The following is a 22292-nucleotide window of genomic DNA, read 5'->3' as shown; positions in this document are numbered from 1 at the left end:
CAGTTGAAAACTACTTATATTAAAGGGGATTAGAAAGAGTGTTCATTTCAAAAATAGAAATAAATAATTATAAGAATTTCAAATCCAATCAAATTGAATTTAACGAGGGTGTCAATGTAATCATTGGCCACAATAATGCTGGGAAATCCAATTTATTGAGAGCGATGGCATTAATTTTTAGTTCATCTGTAAGAAAGAATTTGTCTATCGATGACTTCAATAAAGCTATTTCATTAGAGGAATTAAAAGTACAGCCTCCAAGCGTAAGTATTTCAATAACACTTAGCCAAGAAAACAATGAAGATTTAATGGGAGACGATTTAGTTATTGTTAGTCAATGGCTAACTGAGTTAGAAGAGCCATACGAAGCAAAATTACATTATGAATTTTGTCTGCCTTTTAAATACCATGAAGATTATAGAAGAATGTTATCTTCCGCAACAGCCATAACAGAAGCATGGGAAATTATCGATAGAAACTTTTTACGTTTATATACATACAAAATTTATGGTGGTAATTTAGAAAATCAAATTACAGTAGATGGCGAGTATTTAAAGAAGTTCGACTTTCAGTTTTTAGATGCCATTAGGGATGTTGAAAGGGACATGTTTAGTGGTAAAAATACGCTATTAAAAAACGTCTTGGATTTCTTTATGGACTTTGATATTAAATCTAATGAGAGATTAGATGATGGTGATAAAGAACGACAAATTAAAGAAAAAAAAATGGAATTTGAAAATCAAGCGAAGACTCTAATGGACTCATTGAATATTAGGATGTTGGAAGGGAAGAAACAGATATTATCTTATTCAAAAGATATAGGTGCATCTTTCGATAATGCAGAGCCGAATTTTGCAGGTAGTATTACAGATATTGAACTTTATTCAGCACTAAAATTAATTGTAGAGTATCAAACGGGAATTCAATTGCCTATAACACATAATGGTCTTGGCTATAATAATTTGATTTTCATGTCTTTATTATTAGCAAAAATGCAAGTTAATGCGAGCGAAACTTATTTAGGTAGTAATGCAAAAGTCTTTCCGATGCTTGTAATAGAAGAACCAGAAGCGCATTTACATCCATCAATGCAAAGGCAGCTACTAAATTTTTTAAAGCAAAATTTAAAAGATAAAAAGGTACGTCAATTATTCGTAACAACCCATTCAACTCATATAACGGGAGCATTAGGTTTAGACGAACTAATTTGTTTATATAAAGCTAATAATGAAACACATGTTAGTTATCCTGGAAAAGTTTTTGAAGGTAACGAAGAAAGTAAAAAGTATGTACAAAGATTTTTAGATGCGACTAAATCTAATATGCTTTTTGCAGAAAAACTTATTTTAGTAGAAGGATTAGCGGAGCAATTATTAATGTCTATTTTTGCTGAATATGTAGGGAAGTCCTTAGAGGATAATCATGTTGCAGTAATAAATGTAGGCGGAAAATACTTTGATCATTTCTTAAATCTATTTAACACTAATAATTCAGCTGCAATTAATAGAAAAGTAGTTTGTATTACTGATAGGGATCCGGTAAGAAAAGAATTTTCTAGTGAAGGTGCATCCTATAAAAAATGCTATCCATTTGAGATGAATATAGAGCCTGCAAAATACGAATATAAAATTAATCAGCAAGAATTAGATTGTTCACATAATATAAAATTCTATTCACAAGATGAAGTGCAGGGTAAAACCCTTGAATACGATCTAGCATGTTTCAACCCAACACTTGAAGAATTAGTAACTGATTCAATGTCAAATAAGGAAGAAATAAAAGGTTTGATGAAGTTATTTAAGGAAGGAAAAGAAATTGACGAATTTTATAGTCGATTAAGTAATTCAAAAGAAAACATTAGAATTATAAGTGCTTTAGGACACGAGGATTTAAATTGGACAGATGATGCTAAAAAGATTGCACTAATAGCAGCTAGATATTTAAATTCAGTTGGTAAAGGAGTTAATGCTTTGGAATTAGCCCATGTTTTGCAAGAGAATTTAACTAAACGAGGTACGGAAGCTTATGTAGATTTTGTTGTACCGGACTATATTAAAGACGCTATAGAATGGGTGTGTGAAAATTGATTACTATTTCATCTAGCGATCATATTCAGGTAGAACAACATTTTAAAGTTACAGCCGGCCCAGGTGCAGGAAAAACACATTGGCTAGTTAACCATATGAAAAATACAGTTAAAAATTCGTTGCGATTAGAAAAGACCCGTAAAATAGCTTGTATTACATATACAAACATCGCAGTTGAAACGATTTTTAAAAGGCTTGGTACTAATATGGCCAATAGAGTAGAAGTATCAACAATTCATAGTTTTTTGTATAAGCATGTTATTAAGCCATATTTATTTTTAATTGCTGATGAATTTGAAGTGAATATAGAAAAGATTAATGGACATGATACCGTATTACCTCGACGCGCTACTGTTGAAAATTGGTTAGAAAACCATAGCCGTAAAACGGACTTGAAGCATCCAAATTCGGTAAAACAGTTACAATTTATAGAGGATAAGAAAAATTCTTTGTGGGTGTGGCTTTCAAATTTAGAGTATAAGTTTGATTCTGATGGACATTTAAAATTAGTTGGTAAGAAAGACAAGGCTGGTTTTATTAGCAAAGTAGCGGAAATCTTAGAAGATGATTTAATAAGCTATAAAAAGTTGAGCTGGGCAAGAGGTAAGATTGATCACGATGATGTTTTGTTCTTTAGTTATGTGTTAATTACAAGAAATCCGTTTATATTAAAAGTTTTAAGAGCGAAATTTCCATACTTTTTCTTAGATGAAGTTCAAGATACAAATCCTATACAATCAAGGATAGTAAAGTTAATAGCGGAAGAAGAAACTATTGTTGGTGTTATAGGTGATCCGGCGCAGTCTATTTATGCCTTTCAAGGTGCGAATATAGAAGAATTCACTAACTTCCGATTAGGAAACATGGCAGAATATCGGATTCTCGAAAATAGGCGTAGTTCAAATCAAATCATTGATTTACTAAATATTGTTCGAAATGACATTGTGCAAGAAAAATATAAAAATGTTGATGAGGATGTGCCTATATTATTTATTGGGGATACTATAGACGCTTATAAAAGAATTAAGGATTTGTATGGAGAAAATACTGTCATCCATACGCTTTCTAGAGATAATTCTAGAGCTAATTCAATGAAGTCAATGGTTTCTTTAAATGGGCTGGATTCTAAACTTTTAATTAAATTTCAAGAATCTGATAGTAATCCGGATAGACCAAGAATAATAATCAATTCTATAGAGTCAGTGGAATTTGCGCGAATAGGTGATTATAAGAATGCATTAGAAAAAATGAAAGCACTTTTCATTGGGTTATCCGAGAAAGATCAAGTTAACAAATCTATAGCGTTACTTCAGATGTTGTTAAGCGAGTATAGTAACTATGAATCAAAAGCGATTATGGAGTTTTATAATATTCTGAAAACTCATATTTCAATGGCTGGTTTCAAAGCTGGTGCAGCTAAAGATTTTTATAATACTAATTCATACAAACATCTCTCAATATGCATAAATTTCAAAGAGGACATTAGTGATCATCGTACTATTCATAAAGCAAAAGGCGACGAATTTGAAAATGTTTTATTAATCCCTAATTCGTTGGATTTTCTAATCAATCCAGATTTAGAAAATGATGAGGAACACAGGATTTATTATGTTGGATTGAGCAGAGCGGAAAGTCGATTGTTCATTGTGTTTCCTAAATTGATAAAGAAACATCAAAAGTTAATAGAAGAGAAATATAAAATCAAAGTGGAAGACTTATCTAAAATTCCTGAATTAGTTTGAATTTTGTTACCTAGCATTAACAAATTAAATTGAAAGGAAAATGGAAAAACATTTATGAAAATAAAGTTACCAAACATTAACGGTGAAGAAAAGTATATAGAGGACAAGCAATCAATTGTACTAATTGGTGCTAATGGTTCGGGTAAGACAAGAATGAGTGTTTGGATTGAGGAAAATAATCCTGATATTCAAATTCATAGAATTTCAGCACAAAAATCGTTAAATATGCCTTCCATAGTTAGTCCAACTGAAATCGAATTAGCTAAAGAGAAGTTCCTATATGGGGGAACACATAATGATAAACAATGGTTAAAAAATTTCGGGAAGAGAAATAATCGGTGGGGAAATAAACCTGAGACTCACTTGCTAAATGACTTTGAAATACTAATGGAATACCTTATGACAGAAAACTATCAAAAGAGCATAGAATATAGAGAAAGTCATAAAGGAGGCAATAAAGATTTTGATAATGAAACTAGGTTAGAAAAAATCAAAAAAATTTGGGAAGATGTCATTACTCATCGAGAACTGAAAATAGGTGCAGGTAAAATAGAAGTATTTGATAGTGATCCGAGTAATACGGATAAGCAATATTATAATGGTAATGAGATGAGTGATGGTGAAAGAGCAATTTTTTATTATATTGGAGAAGCATTATGTGTCCCGCAAAACAGTTTAATAATTATTGATGAACCAGAAAATCATCTACATAAGTCAGTCTTAATAAGATTATGGAACGCAATTGAAAATGCTAGGCAGGATTGTACATTTATATATATTACGCATAGTTTAGAGTTTTCTAGTTCTAGGATAAATGCGCAAATTGTATGGGCAAAAGGTTTAAAAAGTAATTTGCAATGGGATTATGAACTAATTGAAAATGTATATGCTTCCGATAATTTAATGCTGGAGATACTTGGAAATAGACAAAAAGTACTGCTTGTTGAAGGTACTCCTGATAAAAGTATTGATAGAAAATTATATGCAATGTTATTCACAGAATATAACATAATTCCAGTAGACAATTGTAATAGTGTTATTCATTATACCAAAGCTTATCAAAACTTAAGTGGAATCCATTATGCCGAAGTGAAAGGGTTAATTGATAGAGACAGAAGAACCGATGAAGAAATACAATCTCTAAACGCTAGCAATATATTCGCCCCTGATGTTGCAGAAATAGAGAATTTATTCTTACTTCCAGAAGTAATACAGATAATCTGTATAAAGCAAAATAAAGAAGGATATGAAAGTATTCTAAATTTTATTAAAGAGAAGACTTTTGATTTTTTAAATAGAGAATTAGAGTCGCAGGCATTACTATTCAGTAAGCAAAAATGTCAAAATGAAGTTTATAGATTAATGAACAATAAAGTTAATTCACTTGAAGACTACAAAGCTAACCTGACTTCGATTAATACCTCAGTTAATGTTGATTATATTTATAACGAGTGTATGCAAGAGTTAAATAAGATCATAGAACAAAGGGATTATTTAGGGGCTTTAAGAGTTATTAATAATAAGGGATTGTTACCATATACTCAGTTACCAAATACCTTTGGATGGAAAAAAGATTATTATATTGATTATGTACTTCGGCTTTTAAGCATTGGAGGTGAAACAAGTAACGAATTAAAAACTGCATTTAAAACATATATAAGATTTAGTGTATAAAAGGAACGTTTATTATATTCGTATTCAATCAAGATACCGATTATTTACGAAAATTTGAGTATTTCTATGTGAATTGGTGCGTAAATCAAAGCTCTACTGAGTTATGTGCCAGGAACAAAAATAATTCTGCTAATTAATTGTAATTTAATAAACATGCAAATAAACCTTCTTTACTGTGTGGAGGAAGGTTTATTTTTAGTATGTGTCGGGTGCTTATACTTAATATTTATCCAACATTTATGAAATTATATATGATGTTATCATTAAAGGGAGCTAAATTATCAATTATTAAGATCAAATCTCTTTGAAGGGATTTGATCTTTTTTTGTAGAAATATTAAATAACATATTTTGTTTACGCTGTTGTACCATAAAAGCTTGGGGATGGGGATTCTTATGGTAGATAAAAATCGTTCGATAGCATATTTGAAAATGGATAAAAATCCTATTACAGATTTGAAATCAGATGAAGATTATTCAAATTGGGCTGATAAGTGCTTGAACGAGGCTAATGCATATTTTGAGGTGTCATATAGATGCAAGGATATGATGTTTAACGATTATAGAAATGCTTTTTTTACGAATGTTTCATTTGCTTGCGAATTATATTTAAAATATTTTCTTTTAATAAATAAAAAGGATTGTAGAAAAGAACATAACCTTTATAAGCTATTTAAAAAACTCCCGAATGAAATACAACATGAATTAAAGGAAGGCCACCCTTGTGGAAATATTAAAAGAGATACATTTGATTTATCATTAGAGGAAATTGGTCAAGCATACATGATTTTCCGTTACATGTATGAGCGTGGAAATATGGCGTATAACTTTCAGTTTTTAATGGAGTTATTATTTACACTTCATAATTTGATTCATAACCAAGAAGATTAATGTTTTATGTAGAACAAGTTTAGATAAGAAAAGTAATTCGACGATTTATGAAATGAAGAAACCACAGTTACTGAAAATGTATATTCAAATTAAGTGATTTTTAAAAGAAACAATTTGCAAGAATAACAGTGGAAGTATCTTTGGGAAACTATCTTAATAGTGTTAATAACATAAAAACATAAAATTGTAAGTGGAGATATTAATATGATTACTACAGAAACAAGCAGGCTAATAAAACAGTACTTTAAAAATAAATCAATTCAACTTTTAGCTGTTTCAGATCAAGCGATTTGTGAGCATAATGGACTTAAAGGTAGCCATAGAGAAGATTTAATAAAAATTTATTTAAATGATATCATTCCAAAGCGTTTTGAAATAGGACAAGGTATGGTCTATGGTCAATTCAACAGAAGCAATGAAACAGATATTGTTTTATGGGATTCATTTAATTTTCCAAATTTGAAGATGAATGGACACTCTATGTTTTTTGCAGAATCTGTTAATGCTGTTATTGAAGTGAAAACGAATTATAACTCTGTGTCAGAACAAAATGTTAGTGAAAAATCTAAAACTGTTAAACAAGTAATAAGACAACATAGAAACACCATAAATAGTAGGATTTTCAATATAGAACAACAAATAGAAAGTTTAAGAAACGGTGTAGAATATGAAGGTTATCTAAGCCTTTCAGAGTCTATAAAAACTTGTGCAATTTTCATTAATGGCGGAGAAAATTTTACGGAAGAGCAGCTAACTAAATATGAAGATTTATATGTAGAATGGCCTGATATAGTATTATTTTTAAAAGCTGGGAAACTAACTGTTAAAAGTTATGACTATGAAAAAGAAACAGATTTTGTCAGAATATATCAGTCAGGTGAAGATTCACTTCTTTTATTTACAAAGTATTTGTTAGAGATTTTATCGGAACAAGTTGTACTTATAGAAGGAAATTTATATTTTGATGATTACATCAGAAATGAAATCGAAGAAATTCCGTATACTGATTTTGAATATCAGTCATGTAGGCCTTACTCAGGATATAGGCACGCTATTTTCACAGAACCTATCGAGGAAGAATAATGACTGTATCAAGAAAGTAGAATTAGATTTCCTACTGTGTTTAAGTTGAAGTTCTATAAAGATTTTTTTATGTACGGATTAAATCACAGGGCATTCAGTTTAGTAAACGAGTTAAACTATTTTAGGTGATTCTACTACATCTTGTTATTTAAATTGTCCAAACTCAACACTCACCACATGTGGAATGTGTTGCATTGTTAACGTATGTAGGCGAATAATTGCATAGTGAAGAAAGTGAGGGGAGATCCCCTCGCTTTTTTTTTATAATCTTGACCATCACTAGAACTCACTTTATGATGAGGTTAACAAAATTGATTGGGGGCTTTTTAGGAAATGAAAGAAGTCATTGAAGCCATTGTTCTAGCGGCTGGCTATTCAAGCCGTGCGAAGGACTTTAAAATGACCATGCCCCTTGGGGAAAAAACGGTATTAGAGCATACGATATCTAAATTCGAAGGGGTTTGCCAAAGGGTCATCGTCATCACTGGATACAAGCGGGAGAGGATAGAAAAATCGATTTCCGAAATGGATATAACAGATTTGAAGATCGATTGTGTTCACAATGATAATTTCACACGAGGAATGTTTAGTTCGATTCAAAAAGGTTGTCAGTATTTAAGTTCTTCAACATTTTTTATGACGCCTGGAGACTACCCTCTTGTCAGTAAAAACACGATACAGAGCTTAGCTAATGAAAAAGGCGAAGTTGTGATCCCGAGCAACCAATATAAAGCAGGGCATCCGATTAAACTATTAAAAGATGTAAAGGAAGCCATTCTTCATGCAGATCCGAACAGCAATTTACGTTGCGTCCTACGTGCCTTTGAAAAGAATTACATGAACGTAGATGACCCTGGAATACTTATCGATTTAGATACGCCAGAAGATTATAGAGGAATTGAAGAATACTATAGAAAATATTTTTCAACATAAAAAGACAGAATCTTTCGAAAAAACACTGTTAGATTATCTTACAAGATTCATTAAAAAAATGTTCACTTCCTTTATAATAAATAAAATTCATTTACGAGTTCGATATTCTTATTTTTAAGGCGTCTACTGTAGATGCCTTTTATCATCGGTCGGAAGGTGTGGCTATTATGCTGACGAAAGACATTAGTAAATCGGTCATGAAAAAGGATCATGTTGAAAAAGTAGCGGGACAGCTCCCTTATATTAGCGACGTTAAATTGGAAGATATGCTCTATGGGGTGTTGTATCGTTCAAAGGTCGCTTTTGGGAAAGTCCTTTCTATTAAATATCCACCACTTCCAGATGGCTATCATGTAGTAGGTGCAGATGATATCCCAGGAGATAATTTTGTCAAAATCCTCGTTCCTGACCAGCCGATTTTTGCTAACGAATGGGTCGACTATATTGGCGAACCGATCTTTATGTTGGTTGGAAAAGAGTTAGCTGTACTTTATGATTTGCTTGAAAAAGTAGATGTGCAAATGGAAGAACATGAAGCAACCTACACACTTGATGAAGCGATCGATTCTATGAATGGAGTGATGGCTACCCATGAATTCGGAGAACAGTCGGAAAAGATCGCAGAAGTGGAACAAAATGCTTATCAAATCATTGAAGAAGTATTTGAAACAGGTTATCAAGAGCATGTCTACTTGGAACCTCAAGGGATGCTCGGCATCTATGAGGAGGATGAAATTCAAGTAAAAGGTTCGATGCAGTGTCTTTATTATATTAAAAATGCGTTAATGAGTGCCCTAGCTTGCAATGAAGATGAAGTCAGGGTGATACAAAGTCCAACAGGTGGCGGCTTTGGCGGGAAAGAAGAATTTCCCTCGATGATGGCTTGCCATGTTGCGATTGCCGCACAGGTTGTCAAAAAGCCAGTCATGCTTCTGTTTGAACGCTCGGAGGATTTAGAGGTTACGACAAAAAGACATCCAGCGAAAATGAAGTATAGAACGGCGCTCGATGAACAGGGAAATATTTTGAGTATGAATGTGGAATTATTCCTTGATGGGGGAGCCAATACCGGATTAAGTCCTGTTGTTCTTCAGCGGGCATTGCTTAATAGCGCAGGTGTGTATAAAATTCCTCACTATCATGCAAAAGGATATGTGCTGAAAACAAATACCGTTCCAAACGGCGCATTTAGAGGTTTTGGGGCACCACAAAGCTTCGCAGGAATTGAAAGTCATATGGGGCATATTGCTCGAGTAGCAAACATGGATCCATTAGCATACAAGCGAAAATATTTAGTGAAGCAAGGGGATCCAACGATTACGAATGGTCGTTTTCGCGATCCGATTTTAGTTGAAGAAATGATAACCGACCTTTCAAAAACAATTAATTATCGTCAGAAGAAAGAAGAAATTGCTCAGTTTAATCGTCAAAATAGCCGATTCAAAAAAGGTTTAGGAGTGTCTCTTTTTTTACATGGATGTGGCTTTACAGGAAGTGGAGAAAGAGATCATATTAAAGCGACCGTTAAGTTAATCAAGTCAGAAGATGAGAAAGTACTCGTGAAAATATCAAATTCTGATATGGGGCAAGGAATCTTTACAACATTGAGTAAAATTGTCGCTCAGGAACTAGATATTCCATATGAAAATATTCAATTCCCATATCCAGATACAAAGGAAGTTCCTGATTCAGGACCGACGGTAGCTTCTCGAACAACGATGATCGTTGGAAAATTACTGGAACGTGCAGCGAAAAGACTAAAGGAACAATGGCAACATGGAGTCATGCAAGAAATCATGGAGCATTATGTTCATGAGGAAATGATTCCATGGGATGAAGAAAATTTCACTGGAGACGCTTATCCAGCTTATTCTTGGGGCGTCAATATGATTGAAGTCAAGGTCGACACATTAACAGGCACTGTCCAACTAGAAAATATTCATGCTGGTTTTGATATTGGCAAAGCGATCGATGAACGCATTATTAAAGGACAGATAGATGGCGGAATGGCACAAGGGCTAGCCTATGGGTATATGGAGAAAATGACTTCAAAAGAAGGAAAAATACAGCAACGGAGTATTACGGACTATGGACCTCCGACTTCAATGGATATTGTTCCGATTAAAAGTAAGCTTTATGACAATCCATATGCTGGAGGACCGTACGGCGCAAAAGGGGCAGGAGAACTAACGTTGATTGGTGGTGCTCCAGCCATTCAAGCAGCAATTGAGGATGCACTACAAATAAATTTTCAGCAAATCCCAATTACACCAGAGGTAATGATCGAAAGTCTGAATAAGAAAGAAGGGGAAGCCGGTGATTAAATTTATGCTGAACGGAAGGGTTGTCGAAACAGAGGCCCCTTCTACAACGAGATTATTAGATTTGCTAAGAGATGAATTCGGTTTAATCGGTTCAAAGGAAGGCTGTGGAGAAGGAGAATGTGGTGCTTGTAGTGTTCTTGTCAATAATCTTGTGCAAAATAGCTGCTTAATTCCGATAGGTGCGATGGAAGGACTGGATGTCCAAACGATTGAAGGGTATTGCGAGACACCACGATATGAGGTCTTGAATGAATGTTATTCAACAGCTGGTGGTGTGCAATGTGGCTTTTGTACACCCGGAATGATTATCGCGACGGAAGCCCTACTGTCGAAAAATCCTCGGCCAACGGAAGAGGAAATTCGCGAAGGGATATCTGGTAATCTATGTCGCTGTACAGGATATAACATGATTGTCGATGCCATTCAATTAGCAGCGAAAAAGGGTGAAGGCTTATGGTGATGCAAACCTTAACCACGTATCGATTTGATACGTTGGCACAAACGATTACAAAGCTCAATGAAGAAGAATGTTTGCTCATTGCCGGTGGCACAGATGTGATGGTTCAGAGTAAGAACAGGCGTGGGGTTCCAGCGAAGATAGAAAAACCAGTCGTATTTATCGATCATCTTTCAGAGTTGAAACAAATTTACATGGATGGACGGGAGCTTCATATTGGTGCATGTTCCACATATCAAGAATTATTGGTAAACTCTTTTGTCCCCACTATTTTCAAGAAAGCGATTCGTGAAATTGCGGCACCAGCCATTCGTAACAGAGGAACTTTAGGTGGAAATATCTGCAATGCATCACCAGCTGGGGATACACTCCCCCTTCTCTATATATTTAATGCCAAGCTGCTTCTTCGTTCGATTGATAGTGAGCGGATCATTGGTATTAAAGACTTTATTCTAGGTCCAAGAAGGATCGCCCGGAATAAAAATGAAATATTAGTAGAAGTGATCTTACCTGAATTAGATGAAAAGAATACCCATTTTATTTTTGAAAAAGTAGCCAATCGAAAAGCAGATGCCATCTCAAAAATCTCGTTTGCTGGAATGTTGCAGGTCACTGGCAACAAAATTAAGGATGCTCGTTTTGCCTTTGGGGCAGTGGGACCCACGATGGTTCGCTCGCTGCGATGTGAAAAGAAATTAATAGATAAAGAGTTTCCTTTAGAAGAAGGAATCTTAAATGAAGTCGTGGCTGATTTTGCAACCATTATCCACCCCATCGATGACCAGCGTTCAACGGCTTTTTATCGAAAAACCGTTGCTCTAAATTTATTACGCTACTTTCTAGAAGCAAAGGGGAGATTTTAACATGTTGCTGATGGAAAAAGTAGCAAAATTAGTTCGTCAAAACGAACCGTTTGCGTTAGCAATGATTATTGAATCAAAAGGCTCGACTCCGAGGCATGTGGGAAAAATGATTGTCTATCGAGATGGCTCCATTGAAGGAACAGTTGGCGGAGGGTTAGCTGAACATTATGTTATTGCTGAGAGCATCAAAGCAATTGAAAATGGACGCTCCATAGTCGTCGAATATAAGCTCAACAAAAATGCAAAAGACGGTATCAGCATGCATTGTGGTGGAACCTTAACTGTCTTTATTGAAGTGTATACGAATAGACCAGAAATGGTCATTATTGGGGCTGGTCATATTGCCTATGCATTAGCACGGCAATTTGATTTTCTTGAATATCCGTATCGAGTCGTCGATGATCGGCCGGACTATTGTACAAGGGAACGCTTCCCCAATGCGACAAGTATTCATGTGGATAATCGGATCGAAGCGGCAGTGACAGAAGCGAAACTTGATGAAAAATCCTTTGTTATCATTTGTACGAAAGATGGTGATGATAGAGTATTAAAAAAATCGCTTGAATATCCATGTGCCTATATTGGCATGATTGCCAGTAAGCGAAAGGTGATGCAAATTTTTAATAAACTAAAAGAGTTAGGATGTACAGAGGGACAACTCGAGCATGTGTACACTCCAATCGGTTTCGAAATCGGTGCTGAGACGGTGGAGGAGATAGCCATCAGCATCATTGCTGAAATTATCAAAGTCAGCAAAGGGGAAATTCAAAAGAATAAGAAATTGGAAAGGGAAAAGTTAATTCAAAGCTCAACGTGAATGATGAGCTTCTAAAAAGGAGGAGTTTCATGAACGATACTTGCAATGCCTTTGTTAAAGATGACCTTCATCTTAAACCAGCGGGAGAAGGTAGATTAACAGGTTTAAGAGGTGCTGTCAAAGACGTATTTTCTATAAAAAACTATCGAAATACGGCTGGCAATCCCGACTGGTATCGAACTCATAAGCCTGCTGAGGAAAATGCTCCTGTCATTAATCTGTTATTAGAACAGGGAGCGACAATAGTAGGCACGACCCATACAGATGAATTGATGTATAGCTTAAACGGCGAAAATTTTCATTATGGGACTCCGATCAATCCGGTTGTACCTGACCGAATTCCAGGAGGGTCTTCAAGCGGGTCTGCTGTTGCGGTCGCAGGTGAACTTGTTGATTTTGCCATTGGAACGGATACGGGAGGTTCAGTACGAATTCCTTCATCCTACTGTGGCGTCTTTGGAATTAGACCCACTCATGGACTTGTCGATATTACTGGTGTCATTCCATTAGCTTCAAGCTTTGATACCGTAGGATGGATGGCGAGAGATGCCGAGGTTTTATTGCGCGTTGGGGAATCATTGATTCCTTTCTCATCCGAAGTGAGCCAAGATTTTTCTCAATTTTATTTGGAGGAGGAAGCTTGGTCATTTTTAGATGAAGAAACGAAAGTATGCTTATTAAAAGCCGTATCTGAATTACCTGGGAAAAGTTATGTTAAGGTCACAAAAGATGGTCTTTCCGAGTGGGCCAGTTTATTTCGTACCATTCAAGGCATTGAAATTTGGGACACACATAGGGAATGGATTGAAGAGGTTAAGCCTTTTTTTGGACCAGGAATTGCCGAGAGATTTGAATGGACTAGTACTTTAAATAAAGATGAACTTTCGACTAAAAAGAGTAAGCGGGAAATGATTAGCACACAGCTATCTAATCTATTAAAGGAAGATGGATTATTAGTGATACCGACCGCTCCAGGAGAAGCCCCTAAGAAGAATTTATCGGTTGATAAAATGGAGCAATATCGCTCAAAAGCGATGCAATTAACATGTATTGCTGGATTGGCAGGTTTTCCACAAGTGACGATTCCACTTTTGAAGGATAATAGATATCCTATCGGTTTGTCCTTTATCGCAAATAAGAATAAAGACTTGAATCTGCTAAAATGGGCAAGTCAGTTTGTGGAGAAGTGAGGGAGGTAATCATGGCTAAAAAAACATTTTCATCCTTCCGGCCAACGACGATGGCAGCAAATGGCATGATCACAACACCACACTATTTAGCTTCACAAGCAGGTATGAAAGTTTTGCAAAATGGAGGAAATGCTGTTGAAGCGGCAATTGCAGCATCCTCGACGATTGGCGTTGTTTATCCCCATATGAACGGAATTGGTGGGGATAACTTTTGGCTCATTTATAACGCAAAAGAGAAAGAACTGAAAGCGATAAATAGTTCAGGGCGTGCTGGAGAAAAGGCGACGATTGAATTTTATAAAAGTCAGCAATTCGAAAAAATCCCCTCTAGAGGGGTGCTGGCTGCCAATACCGTACCTGGGGCGGTTGCTGGCTGGGATTTAGCCTATCAGTTTTCACAAAAGAACCTAAAGGGTACATATACCTGGGGACAATTGCTTGAAGCGGCCATTGATTATGCGAAAGAAGGCTTTCCCGTAACTCCGAGCCAGCAATATTGGACGAACACGAATTTAAATAAAGAGGATAACGAATTGCGTCATTTGCAACGTTTTCCTCAATTTTGCAACGTTTTTTTGAAGTCAAATGGTCTTTCATATAGCCCAGGAGAAATGATGAAACAGCCTGATTTAGCATCAACATTAGAGGCGATTGCAATGGAAGGGAGTCAAGTATTCTATAAAGGGAATTTGGCGAAAATAATGGACCGTGATTTTCAGGAAAATGGCGGTTTGTTAACATATGAAGATTTTGCTCGGCATAAAAGCGATTGGGTCGAACCGATTTCGGTTAAATATCGGGGTAACACTGTCTACAATGTACCACCGAATTCACAAGGATTTGCCTCGTTATCGATCTTAAACATTTTAAACCATTTTAATCTGGATTTAATAGAAGAAGGCTCTGTGGAATATTATCACTTACTAATTGAAGCGATCAAACTCGCTTTTGTGGATCGAGATAAATATTTAACAGACCCGGAATATTCACCAATTCCATTACAATACTTACTATCACCTCAAAGAGGGCTCGAGCTTGCAGATAAAATTAATTTTACCAATGTGAAGAATTTCGATCAGCAACTGGATCCGAAGGGTGACACAATTTGGCTTGGAGTCGTGGATAAGGAAGGCAATGCTGTTTCTATGATTCAAAGCATATATCATGAATTTGGTTCGGGGTATATTCCGAAAAATACAGGTATTGTTCTACAAAATCGCGGCAGTTTTTTTTCACTTGATCCAGAACATGTCAATTGTCTGCAACCGAATAAACGTACCTACCATACATTAAACCCAGCAATGATGTTTACGGATGACAAGCTTTCCTTAGTTTATGGAACGATGGGAGGAGAGGGCCAGCCGCAAACGCAGGCAGCACTTATAACAAGAATTGTTGATTATGGCTATCCGGTCCAAGCGGCGATAGAAGCTCCGCGATGGTTATATGGACGAACATGGGGCGTTGAATCTAATCGTTTAAAGATGGAGGGAAGGGTGTCTGAAGAGGTTTTGCAAGCACTTCGTGAAAAAGGTCATGATGTAGAAATTCACGAGGATTTTACAGATGTCATGGGTCATGCGGGCGTGATTAAGATTGACCATGCTACAGGAGTCAAATATGGCGGTGCGGATCCAAGAGGTGATGGAGCAGCATTAGGATATTAAAAAAATGATGTTAGGAAAGTGAACATGATAAATAGTAGTCTAGTCTTCGGGCTAGACTCTTTTTATGTGATATTTAGTTAAGATCAACAAAACGGAATGAAAAGTTTGTCAGCAATAACTAATGTCAAAGCGGAATGTGAATTATATAATGAGAATATATTACATATAACGTCAGAAAATATAACATGAAACGTTTTTTTAGGAGGGATCAGGTTTGGGGAACGAGGTAGTCTCATTTCAACAGGTTGATAAAGTCTATACGACTGGTACTGTCGCACTGAGTCAGTTGGATTTGTCCATTCAAGAAGGAGAGTTTATTAGTTTCCTAGGTCCTTCAGGATGTGGGAAATCAACGGCTCTGAGGATGGTAGCAGGACTAGGAGATGCGACAAAGGGGAAGGTTGAAGTATTTGGTCAAAATCCGAAAGAAATCATCCAGAAAACAAATGATCTGGCATTTGTCTTTCAAGACGCAAATTTACTACCATGGAGAACAGTCCTTGATAATGTACTATTACCGCTAGAATTAAGGGGTTCTGATAAACATAGTCGCGTGGAAAATGCCATCAACGTTTTAGAAATGGTTGGGCTTAAAGATCATCTGAAATCCTATCCGAGACAGCTTTCGGGCGGGATGAAAATGAGGGTATCAATCGCTCGTGCTTTAGCAGCAAAGCCGAAGATGCTCCTGATGGATGAACCTTTTGCAGCCTTAGATGAAATGACAAGGCAAACCTTGCAAGGGGATTTGTTGAACATTTGGGAAAAAGAAAATATGACCATCTTATTTGTTACTCATAACGTCTATGAAGCAGTCTATCTATCATCGAGAATTGCTGTAATGTCAGCTAGACCGGGCAGATTATCAACATTTATTGATGTTGAACTACCGACTCCTAGAGAACGTACGCATCGTCGGTTTACAGAATATGTGGAGCTTGCCTCTCGAAGTCTTGAACATAGTATCGCTCGAAGGGAGCTAGGGTAAATGTCTGTACAAACGGTGACGAGTAAAAATGAAAATATCGTTCAAGACGTCCAACCATCAAAGACTAAGTTTAAACTGAAAGGAACGATTATTGGACCGATCATCGCGCTCGTTATTTTTCTATCAATCTGGCAATTTGTGCCTCTTATGCTTGATATAAAGCCTTTTATTTTACCAAAGCCATCAGACATTATCGCGGTTGCGATCTCAGATTGGCATTTATTGTGGCCAGCCATCCGAATTACTGTTACTGAATCGGTGATTGGATTTTTATTAAGTGCTGTTATTGGAATTGCTGTTTCAGTTTTACTAGCAAGCTCAAAAGTGCTTGAGATTAGTCTTTATCCTTATGCTGTTATTTTACAAACAATCCCTGTCGTTGCTATGGCACCGATTGTTGTCATTTGGTTCGGCTCAGGCTTTAACTCGATTGTGATCATTGCCTTTTTGATTGGATTTTTCCCCGTTGTTTCGAATACATTGATGGGTTTGAAATCAGTAGACAAGGATATGTGTGATTTGTTCGCCTTATACAATGCTTCAAAATGGCAAACGATGTGGAAGCTTAGAATTCCAGCTGCACTTCCTTACATTGTGTCTGGTTTAAAGGTTTCCTGTACGTTAGCGATTGTTGGGGCTATTACTGGAGAGTTTGTTGCAGGGATAGGCGGAGGAAAAGGTGGGCTTGGGTATGCGATAACGGTGGCTGCTGTTCAGTTGAAAACACCTTACTTATTTGCATGTGCCATTGCTGGGGCGATCTTTGGGATCACGTTCTACCTTCTAGTAAGCTACTTCTCTCATTTAATGCTTAAGTCATGGCATGAATCCGCGATTAAGAATGAAAAATAGATTTTACATTGAATAAAAATAGTAGAGGAGAGAAGATGAATGAAAGGGTGGAAAAAATTACGATTTATTTTGGTGTCGATGGTGTTCATTATGGTTCTAGCAGCTTGTGGTGGAGAACAATCTGGTTCGTCGTCAGAGGAAGCTAAAGACGTGAAATTGGTCTTGAACTGGTTCGCGAAATCACAGCATGGCGGAGTGTATTCAGCTATAGAGGAAGGTTTGTTTGAGGAAAATGGATTAAATGTGACCGTGGAGCCAGGAGGCCCGCAGGTATCCTCGATCAACATGGTTGCTTCAGGCAATGCGGAATTTGGACTTGCTCATGCAGACCAAATTGTTATGGCGAGAAATGAAGGGATTGAATTAGTAGCTGTAGCGGCAGCGATGCAAGGCAGTCCACAAGCCTTTATGTTTCATAAAGGATATGGGATTGATGAGTTTGAAGATTTAAATGGAAGAAAAGTATTTATCCAACCAGGGATTATTTACTGGGAATTTTTAAAGAATCAATATGATTTAAGTGGAGTAGAGGAATTAGCTTATACAGGTCAGCATGTCAATTTTATTGATGATATGGATGCGATTACGCAAGCCTTTTTAACATCTGAACCTTATTTCATGGAATTAGAAGGTGTTGAAGTTGAAACAAAGCTTGTTTCGGATGCTGGTTATGATCCATATAATGTAGTCTTATATGTCTCAAAGGACTATTTAGAAGATAATAAAGAGACGGTTAAAGCCTTTACGGAGGCTTTTGTGGAAGGTTGGAATGCGTATAAGGACTCATATGAAGAGATTAATCCAATCATTCAAGAAGATAATCCAGATATTGAAATCGAATCACTGAAATTTGAATCAGAATCTCAAGAAGAGTTCGTCTATGGAATGGATGCCGCACAACACGGCGTGGGCTACATGACGGAAGAACGCTGGGCAACTCTCATCGACCAACTATACGAACTAGGACTTGTGAATGAGAAATTTGATGCAAGTGAAATCTTCACGACAGAATTTCTGCCGCAATAGACCGTACACCACTTAATGTAGAATGAAATTTGAAGCTTGGGCTTTTTGCGAAAATGGATAAATCTCAATTCAGCAGGGCTCCATTGCCAGCAGATAAAAATCGAAAAAAATAAAAAGTAAGAGGATAAAAACGTATTGTTTTTAATCTCTTGCTTTTTTATGATTCAGCTTTTTATTTGTAAGAGAAACTTGGTGAATCTAATTTTTAACTATTGACAATATACCTATAGGGGTATATCATAAACGTGTCATGGATAATTGTTTCGTTGTTAGAGGCATAAATGATATATTTAATTGAAATGCGCAATTATGAATTTGATTAAGTAAATATACAATTTTCTAAAGTCTAAAACGATTCTATAAAATGAGTAAACTAAACAAAATGGTTGATACTTTAAAGAGGGAGGAAAAGAAATGGATTATAATGACCAAATTAAAAATCGAGTTAAACGTATCGAAGGGCAGCTTAGAGGCATATTACGCTTGATGGAAGAAGACAAGGATTGCAAAGAGGTTATAACACAGCTATCTGCTGCTAGAACAGCAATTGATCGAACAATGGGGGTAATTGTAAGTTCAAATTTAATCGAGTGTGTTAAACAAGCGGATGATACAAATGAAAAAAGCACAGAAGAATTGGTAAAAGAAGCAGTAAATCTATTAGTAAGAAGTCGATAAAAAAGGGTTGACACCCTCTTTTATTTTAATAAATATAATACCTATAGGGGTAAGGGTAATGACTTGATTATATCTAGCTAAATACCCGTATGATAAATAAACAATATATAGGAGGTCATAAAATGACAGAAAAGAAAAAAACAACAATTGTCCTATTAAGCGGAGATTATGATAAATCAATGGCAGCTTATATTATAGCGAATGGTGCAGCAGCTTATGATCATGAAGTAACAATATTTCATACTTTCTGGGGATTAAATGCGTTAAGAAAAGATGAAAGTATTTCCGTTGAAAAAGGATTTATGGAAAAATTATTTGCCAAAATGATGCCTAGAGGCGCTGAAAACATGGGATTATCCAAAATGAACTTTGCTGGTTTTGGACCTAAGTTAATCAAGAAAGTAATGAAAAAACACAATGCAATTCCTCTATCACAATTAATTGAGATGGCACAAGAGCAAGATGTGAAATTAATTGCCTGTACTATGACGATGGAATTACTGGGTTTACAGAAAGAAGAACTTTTAGACAATATTGAATATGCAGGAGTAGCGGCATATTTAGCAGAAGCTGAACATGGGAATGTCAACCTATTCATCTAATTGAGTAGATTTCACCATGTATCCAAGGTGAATAGTAAACGGCTAAAGAAAATGGGTACACAAAAGTAACAAATGTCAAAGGCGACATGAACGCCGGTTATAGTGAACATAAGGAGGAACGAACCATGAAAGAAATGACTGCAAAAGAAGTTGAATCGAAGTTAAATGAAGGAAAAAAATTAAATATTATTGATGTTCGCGAAGTTGATGAGGTAGCGGCTGGGAAAATACCAGGAGCCGTAAACATTCCATTAGGACTTATTGAGTTCCGAATGCATGAATTAGATAAAACAAAAGAATATTTGATCGTTTGCCGGTCAGGAGCCAGAAGCGGCCGTGTTTCACAATTTCTTGAGTATTACGGATTTAATGTAACTAATATGAAAGATGGAATGCTTTCTTGGGGAGGAAATGTAGAATAATTTTTTTAATCACAAAGATACCCATACAGGTATAAAGCAGGAGGGAAAAGAATGGTTAACATGAGAGCAGACGTAATTATTGATGCAACTGGATTGGCATGCCCGATGCCAATTGTAAAAACAAAGAAAGCAATCAATGAAATAGAAGCTGGTCAAGTACTGGAAGTTCAGGCTACAGATAAGGGATCCAAAGCTGATATCAAGGCATGGTCTCAAAGTATTGGTCATCAGTATTTAGGGACGTTAGAAGAAGGTGAAGTATTAAAGCATTATATAAGAAAGTCTTCTAATGATGAATCAATCGAAAAAAAACATCCGAACGTAATTAACAATGATGAACTCGAACTGAAACTTAACATAAGTGAAAATATTGTGGTTCTTGATGTGAGAGAAACAGCAGAATATGAGTTTAGTCATATACCAAATTCTATCTCAATTCCATTGGGTGAACTAGAAAAGCGTTTATATGAATTAGATAAAGAAAAAGAAACTTATGTTATTTGCCGAACAGGAAACCGTAGTGACCTTGCTGCTCAAAAATTAACTAAAAAGGGATTCACTAAAGTCATTAACGTCGTACCGGGGATGAGCCAATGGACTGGAAAAAGAATAGAGGTCTCAAAATGAACCCGATTGAGTCGATTTTACCAAGGTAAATTAAAAAACGAACCATTACAGAAATTCTTTTGTTGATGTACTGGAAATATACTCATTTTCTGTAGAATTCATTCCCTAACGTTCGTTTTTTACTTGAAGTACGACTTGATGAAATTGATTCAATGAAAGTAATAAAAAGTGATTATCCATATTGTATAAATAAAATTGAACATATATTTTTTAAGTTAAATAATACTATAGGGGGTATATTGATGGCTGTTAAAGTAATGACGTCAAAAGAGATAGTAAAAAAAGTATTTAATAAGGAAGAATTGTTTATTCTAGATGTTCGTAATGCAGATGACTTTCAGGATTGGAAAATCGAAGGTCAAAACTTTGAGTATCTAAATGTTCCATATTTCGAATTGCTTGATGGTGTTGAAGGAATTATGGATAAACTTCCCTCTGATAAAGAGGTATTGGTAGCATGTGCAAAGGAGGGATCTTCTATTATGGTCGCTGAAATGCTCTCTGATGAAGGGCTTACGGTTTCTTACCTAAAGGGCGGTATGAAAGCTTGGAGTGAGTATTTAGAACCTGTAAAAATCGGGAATTTGAACGATGGCGGCGAGCTTTATCAGTTTGTGCGTGTTGGGAAAGGGTGTTTATCCTATATGCTGATATCGAAGGGTGATGCTGCTATTTTTGATGCCACTCGTATGACTGATGTATATCTTGAATTTGCTGACAGTATGGGTGCCAAAATTACTCATGTCTTTGATACTCATTTACATGCGGATCATATTTCCGGTGGAAGGGATATTGCAGAAAAAACAGGTGCAACCTATTGGCTGCCTCCAAGAGATGCAACAGAAGTTACGTTCCCTTACGAACCATTAGAAGATGGAAATGTTGTTGAAATTGGAAACGTCAATATTAATATCCATGCCTTATATTCTCCAGGCCACACCATTGGATCTACTTCGTTTATTGTTGATAAAAAGTTCTTGCTTTCAGGTGACATTTTGTTCATTGACTCAATTGGAAGACCTGACTTAGCTGGATTGGCTCAAGATTGGGTAGGAGATTTAAGAGAAAGTTTATATCAACGTTATAGAGAACTGTCAATGGAATTAATCGTTCTTCCTGCTCACTTTATGATATTGGAAGAACTAAATGAAGATGGTAGTGTATCAGAAAAATTAGGAACTTTATACGCTAACAACCATGGCTTGAATATTAAAGATGAAAATGAGTTTAGAAAGATGGTAACAGAAAATCTACCACCTCAACCGAATTCGTATCAAGAAATTCGTAAAACGAATATGGGAAAAATCAATCCTGATAAAGAAAAGCAACGTGAAATGGAAATAGGACCAAATCGTTGTGCAGTTCGATAG

At 35.9% G+C, this 22292-nt stretch carries 20 protein-coding genes; all 20 read left to right on the top strand.

What is annotated here, in order from left to right:
• Positions 1-38: 38 nt before the first annotated feature.
• On the top strand, positions 39-2087 hold the full coding sequence (locus AA0X71_RS19890; RefSeq protein ID WP_413357013.1) for an ATP-dependent nuclease: 2049 nt from the start codon (positions 39-41) through the stop codon (positions 2085-2087).
• Positions 2084-3829: a UvrD-helicase domain-containing protein gene (locus tag AA0X71_RS19885; protein ID WP_413357012.1), complete on the top strand. Its 1746-nt coding sequence runs from the start codon at positions 2084-2086 to the stop codon at positions 3827-3829. The genes AA0X71_RS19890 and AA0X71_RS19885 overlap by 4 nt, the downstream gene beginning before the upstream one ends.
• 54 nt (positions 3830-3883) lie before the next feature.
• Entirely contained in the window at positions 3884-5503 is a 1620-nt protein-coding gene (locus tag AA0X71_RS19880; RefSeq protein ID WP_413357011.1) for a DUF4435 domain-containing protein, read from the top strand.
• 395 nt (positions 5504-5898) lie between these two features.
• On the top strand, positions 5899-6393 hold the full coding sequence (locus AA0X71_RS19875; protein WP_413357010.1) for a HEPN domain-containing protein: 495 nt from the start codon (positions 5899-5901) through the stop codon (positions 6391-6393).
• 204 nt (positions 6394-6597) lie between these two features.
• Positions 6598-7476 (top strand): DUF6602 domain-containing protein, encoded by an 879-nt coding sequence (locus AA0X71_RS19870; RefSeq protein WP_413357009.1) that lies wholly within the window; start codon positions 6598-6600, stop codon positions 7474-7476.
• Between the two features lie 333 nt (positions 7477-7809).
• The gene (locus AA0X71_RS19865; RefSeq protein WP_413357008.1) at positions 7810-8409 is read left to right on the top strand and encodes a nucleotidyltransferase family protein; all 600 of its coding nucleotides are present in this window, start codon (positions 7810-7812) and stop codon (positions 8407-8409) included.
• 167 nt (positions 8410-8576) lie between these two features.
• Positions 8577-10733: a xanthine dehydrogenase family protein molybdopterin-binding subunit gene (locus AA0X71_RS19860; RefSeq protein WP_413357007.1), complete on the top strand. Its 2157-nt coding sequence runs from the start codon at positions 8577-8579 to the stop codon at positions 10731-10733.
• Complete coding sequence (locus AA0X71_RS19855; RefSeq protein ID WP_413357006.1) at positions 10726-11193, top strand: (2Fe-2S)-binding protein; 468 nt, start codon at positions 10726-10728, stop codon at positions 11191-11193. Before AA0X71_RS19860 ends, AA0X71_RS19855 begins: the two co-directional genes overlap by 8 nt.
• Entirely contained in the window at positions 11187-12053 is an 867-nt protein-coding gene (locus AA0X71_RS19850) for an FAD binding domain-containing protein (protein ID WP_413357005.1), read from the top strand. Before AA0X71_RS19855 ends, AA0X71_RS19850 begins: the two co-directional genes overlap by 7 nt.
• Before the next feature lies 1 nt (position 12054).
• Entirely contained in the window at positions 12055-12870 is an 816-nt protein-coding gene (locus tag AA0X71_RS19845; protein WP_413357004.1) for an XdhC family protein, read from the top strand.
• A 29-nt stretch (positions 12871-12899) separates the two neighbouring features.
• On the top strand, positions 12900-14060 hold the full coding sequence (locus AA0X71_RS19840; protein ID WP_413357003.1) for an amidase: 1161 nt from the start codon (positions 12900-12902) through the stop codon (positions 14058-14060).
• An 11-nt stretch (positions 14061-14071) separates the two neighbouring features.
• Positions 14072-15727 carry a gamma-glutamyltransferase gene (gene ggt / locus AA0X71_RS19835; protein ID WP_413357002.1) on the top strand — a complete coding sequence of 552 codons (1656 nt, stop codon included), beginning with the start codon at positions 14072-14074 and terminating at the stop codon, positions 15725-15727.
• Positions 15728-15941: 214 nt separating this feature from the next.
• Positions 15942-16715: an ABC transporter ATP-binding protein gene (locus AA0X71_RS19830; RefSeq protein WP_413357001.1), complete on the top strand. Its 774-nt coding sequence runs from the start codon at positions 15942-15944 to the stop codon at positions 16713-16715.
• Positions 16716-17567 carry an ABC transporter permease gene (locus tag AA0X71_RS19825; RefSeq protein ID WP_413357000.1) on the top strand — a complete coding sequence of 284 codons (852 nt, stop codon included), beginning with the start codon at positions 16716-16718 and terminating at the stop codon, positions 17565-17567.
• A 39-nt stretch (positions 17568-17606) separates the two neighbouring features.
• On the top strand, positions 17607-18593 hold the full coding sequence (locus tag AA0X71_RS19820) for an ABC transporter substrate-binding protein (RefSeq protein ID WP_413356999.1): 987 nt from the start codon (positions 17607-17609) through the stop codon (positions 18591-18593).
• Positions 18594-19007: 414 nt separating this feature from the next.
• Positions 19008-19271, top strand: a complete 264-nt coding sequence (locus AA0X71_RS19815; protein ID WP_413356998.1) for a metal-sensitive transcriptional regulator — start codon at positions 19008-19010, stop codon at positions 19269-19271.
• Between the two features lie 122 nt (positions 19272-19393).
• Entirely contained in the window at positions 19394-19873 is a 480-nt protein-coding gene (locus tag AA0X71_RS19810) for a DsrE/DsrF/DrsH-like family protein (protein ID WP_019155083.1), read from the top strand.
• Positions 19874-19998: 125 nt separating this feature from the next.
• A complete protein-coding gene (locus AA0X71_RS19805) occupies positions 19999-20295 on the top strand; it encodes a rhodanese-like domain-containing protein (RefSeq protein ID WP_019155082.1) in 297 nt (98 codons plus the stop codon).
• Between the two features lie 51 nt (positions 20296-20346).
• Positions 20347-20922 (top strand): sulfurtransferase TusA family protein, encoded by a 576-nt coding sequence (locus AA0X71_RS19800; RefSeq protein ID WP_413356997.1) that lies wholly within the window; start codon positions 20347-20349, stop codon positions 20920-20922.
• Between the two features lie 242 nt (positions 20923-21164).
• Positions 21165-22292, top strand: coding sequence for an MBL fold metallo-hydrolase (locus tag AA0X71_RS19795; RefSeq protein ID WP_413356996.1), 1128 nt, complete (start codon positions 21165-21167; stop codon positions 22290-22292).

It is taken from the genome of Robertmurraya phoenicis (genome assembly GCF_047302285.1).
Lineage (GTDB): Bacteria > Bacillota > Bacilli > Bacillales > Cytobacillaceae > Robertmurraya.
This window is presented reverse-complemented; position numbering and strand designations above follow the sequence as displayed.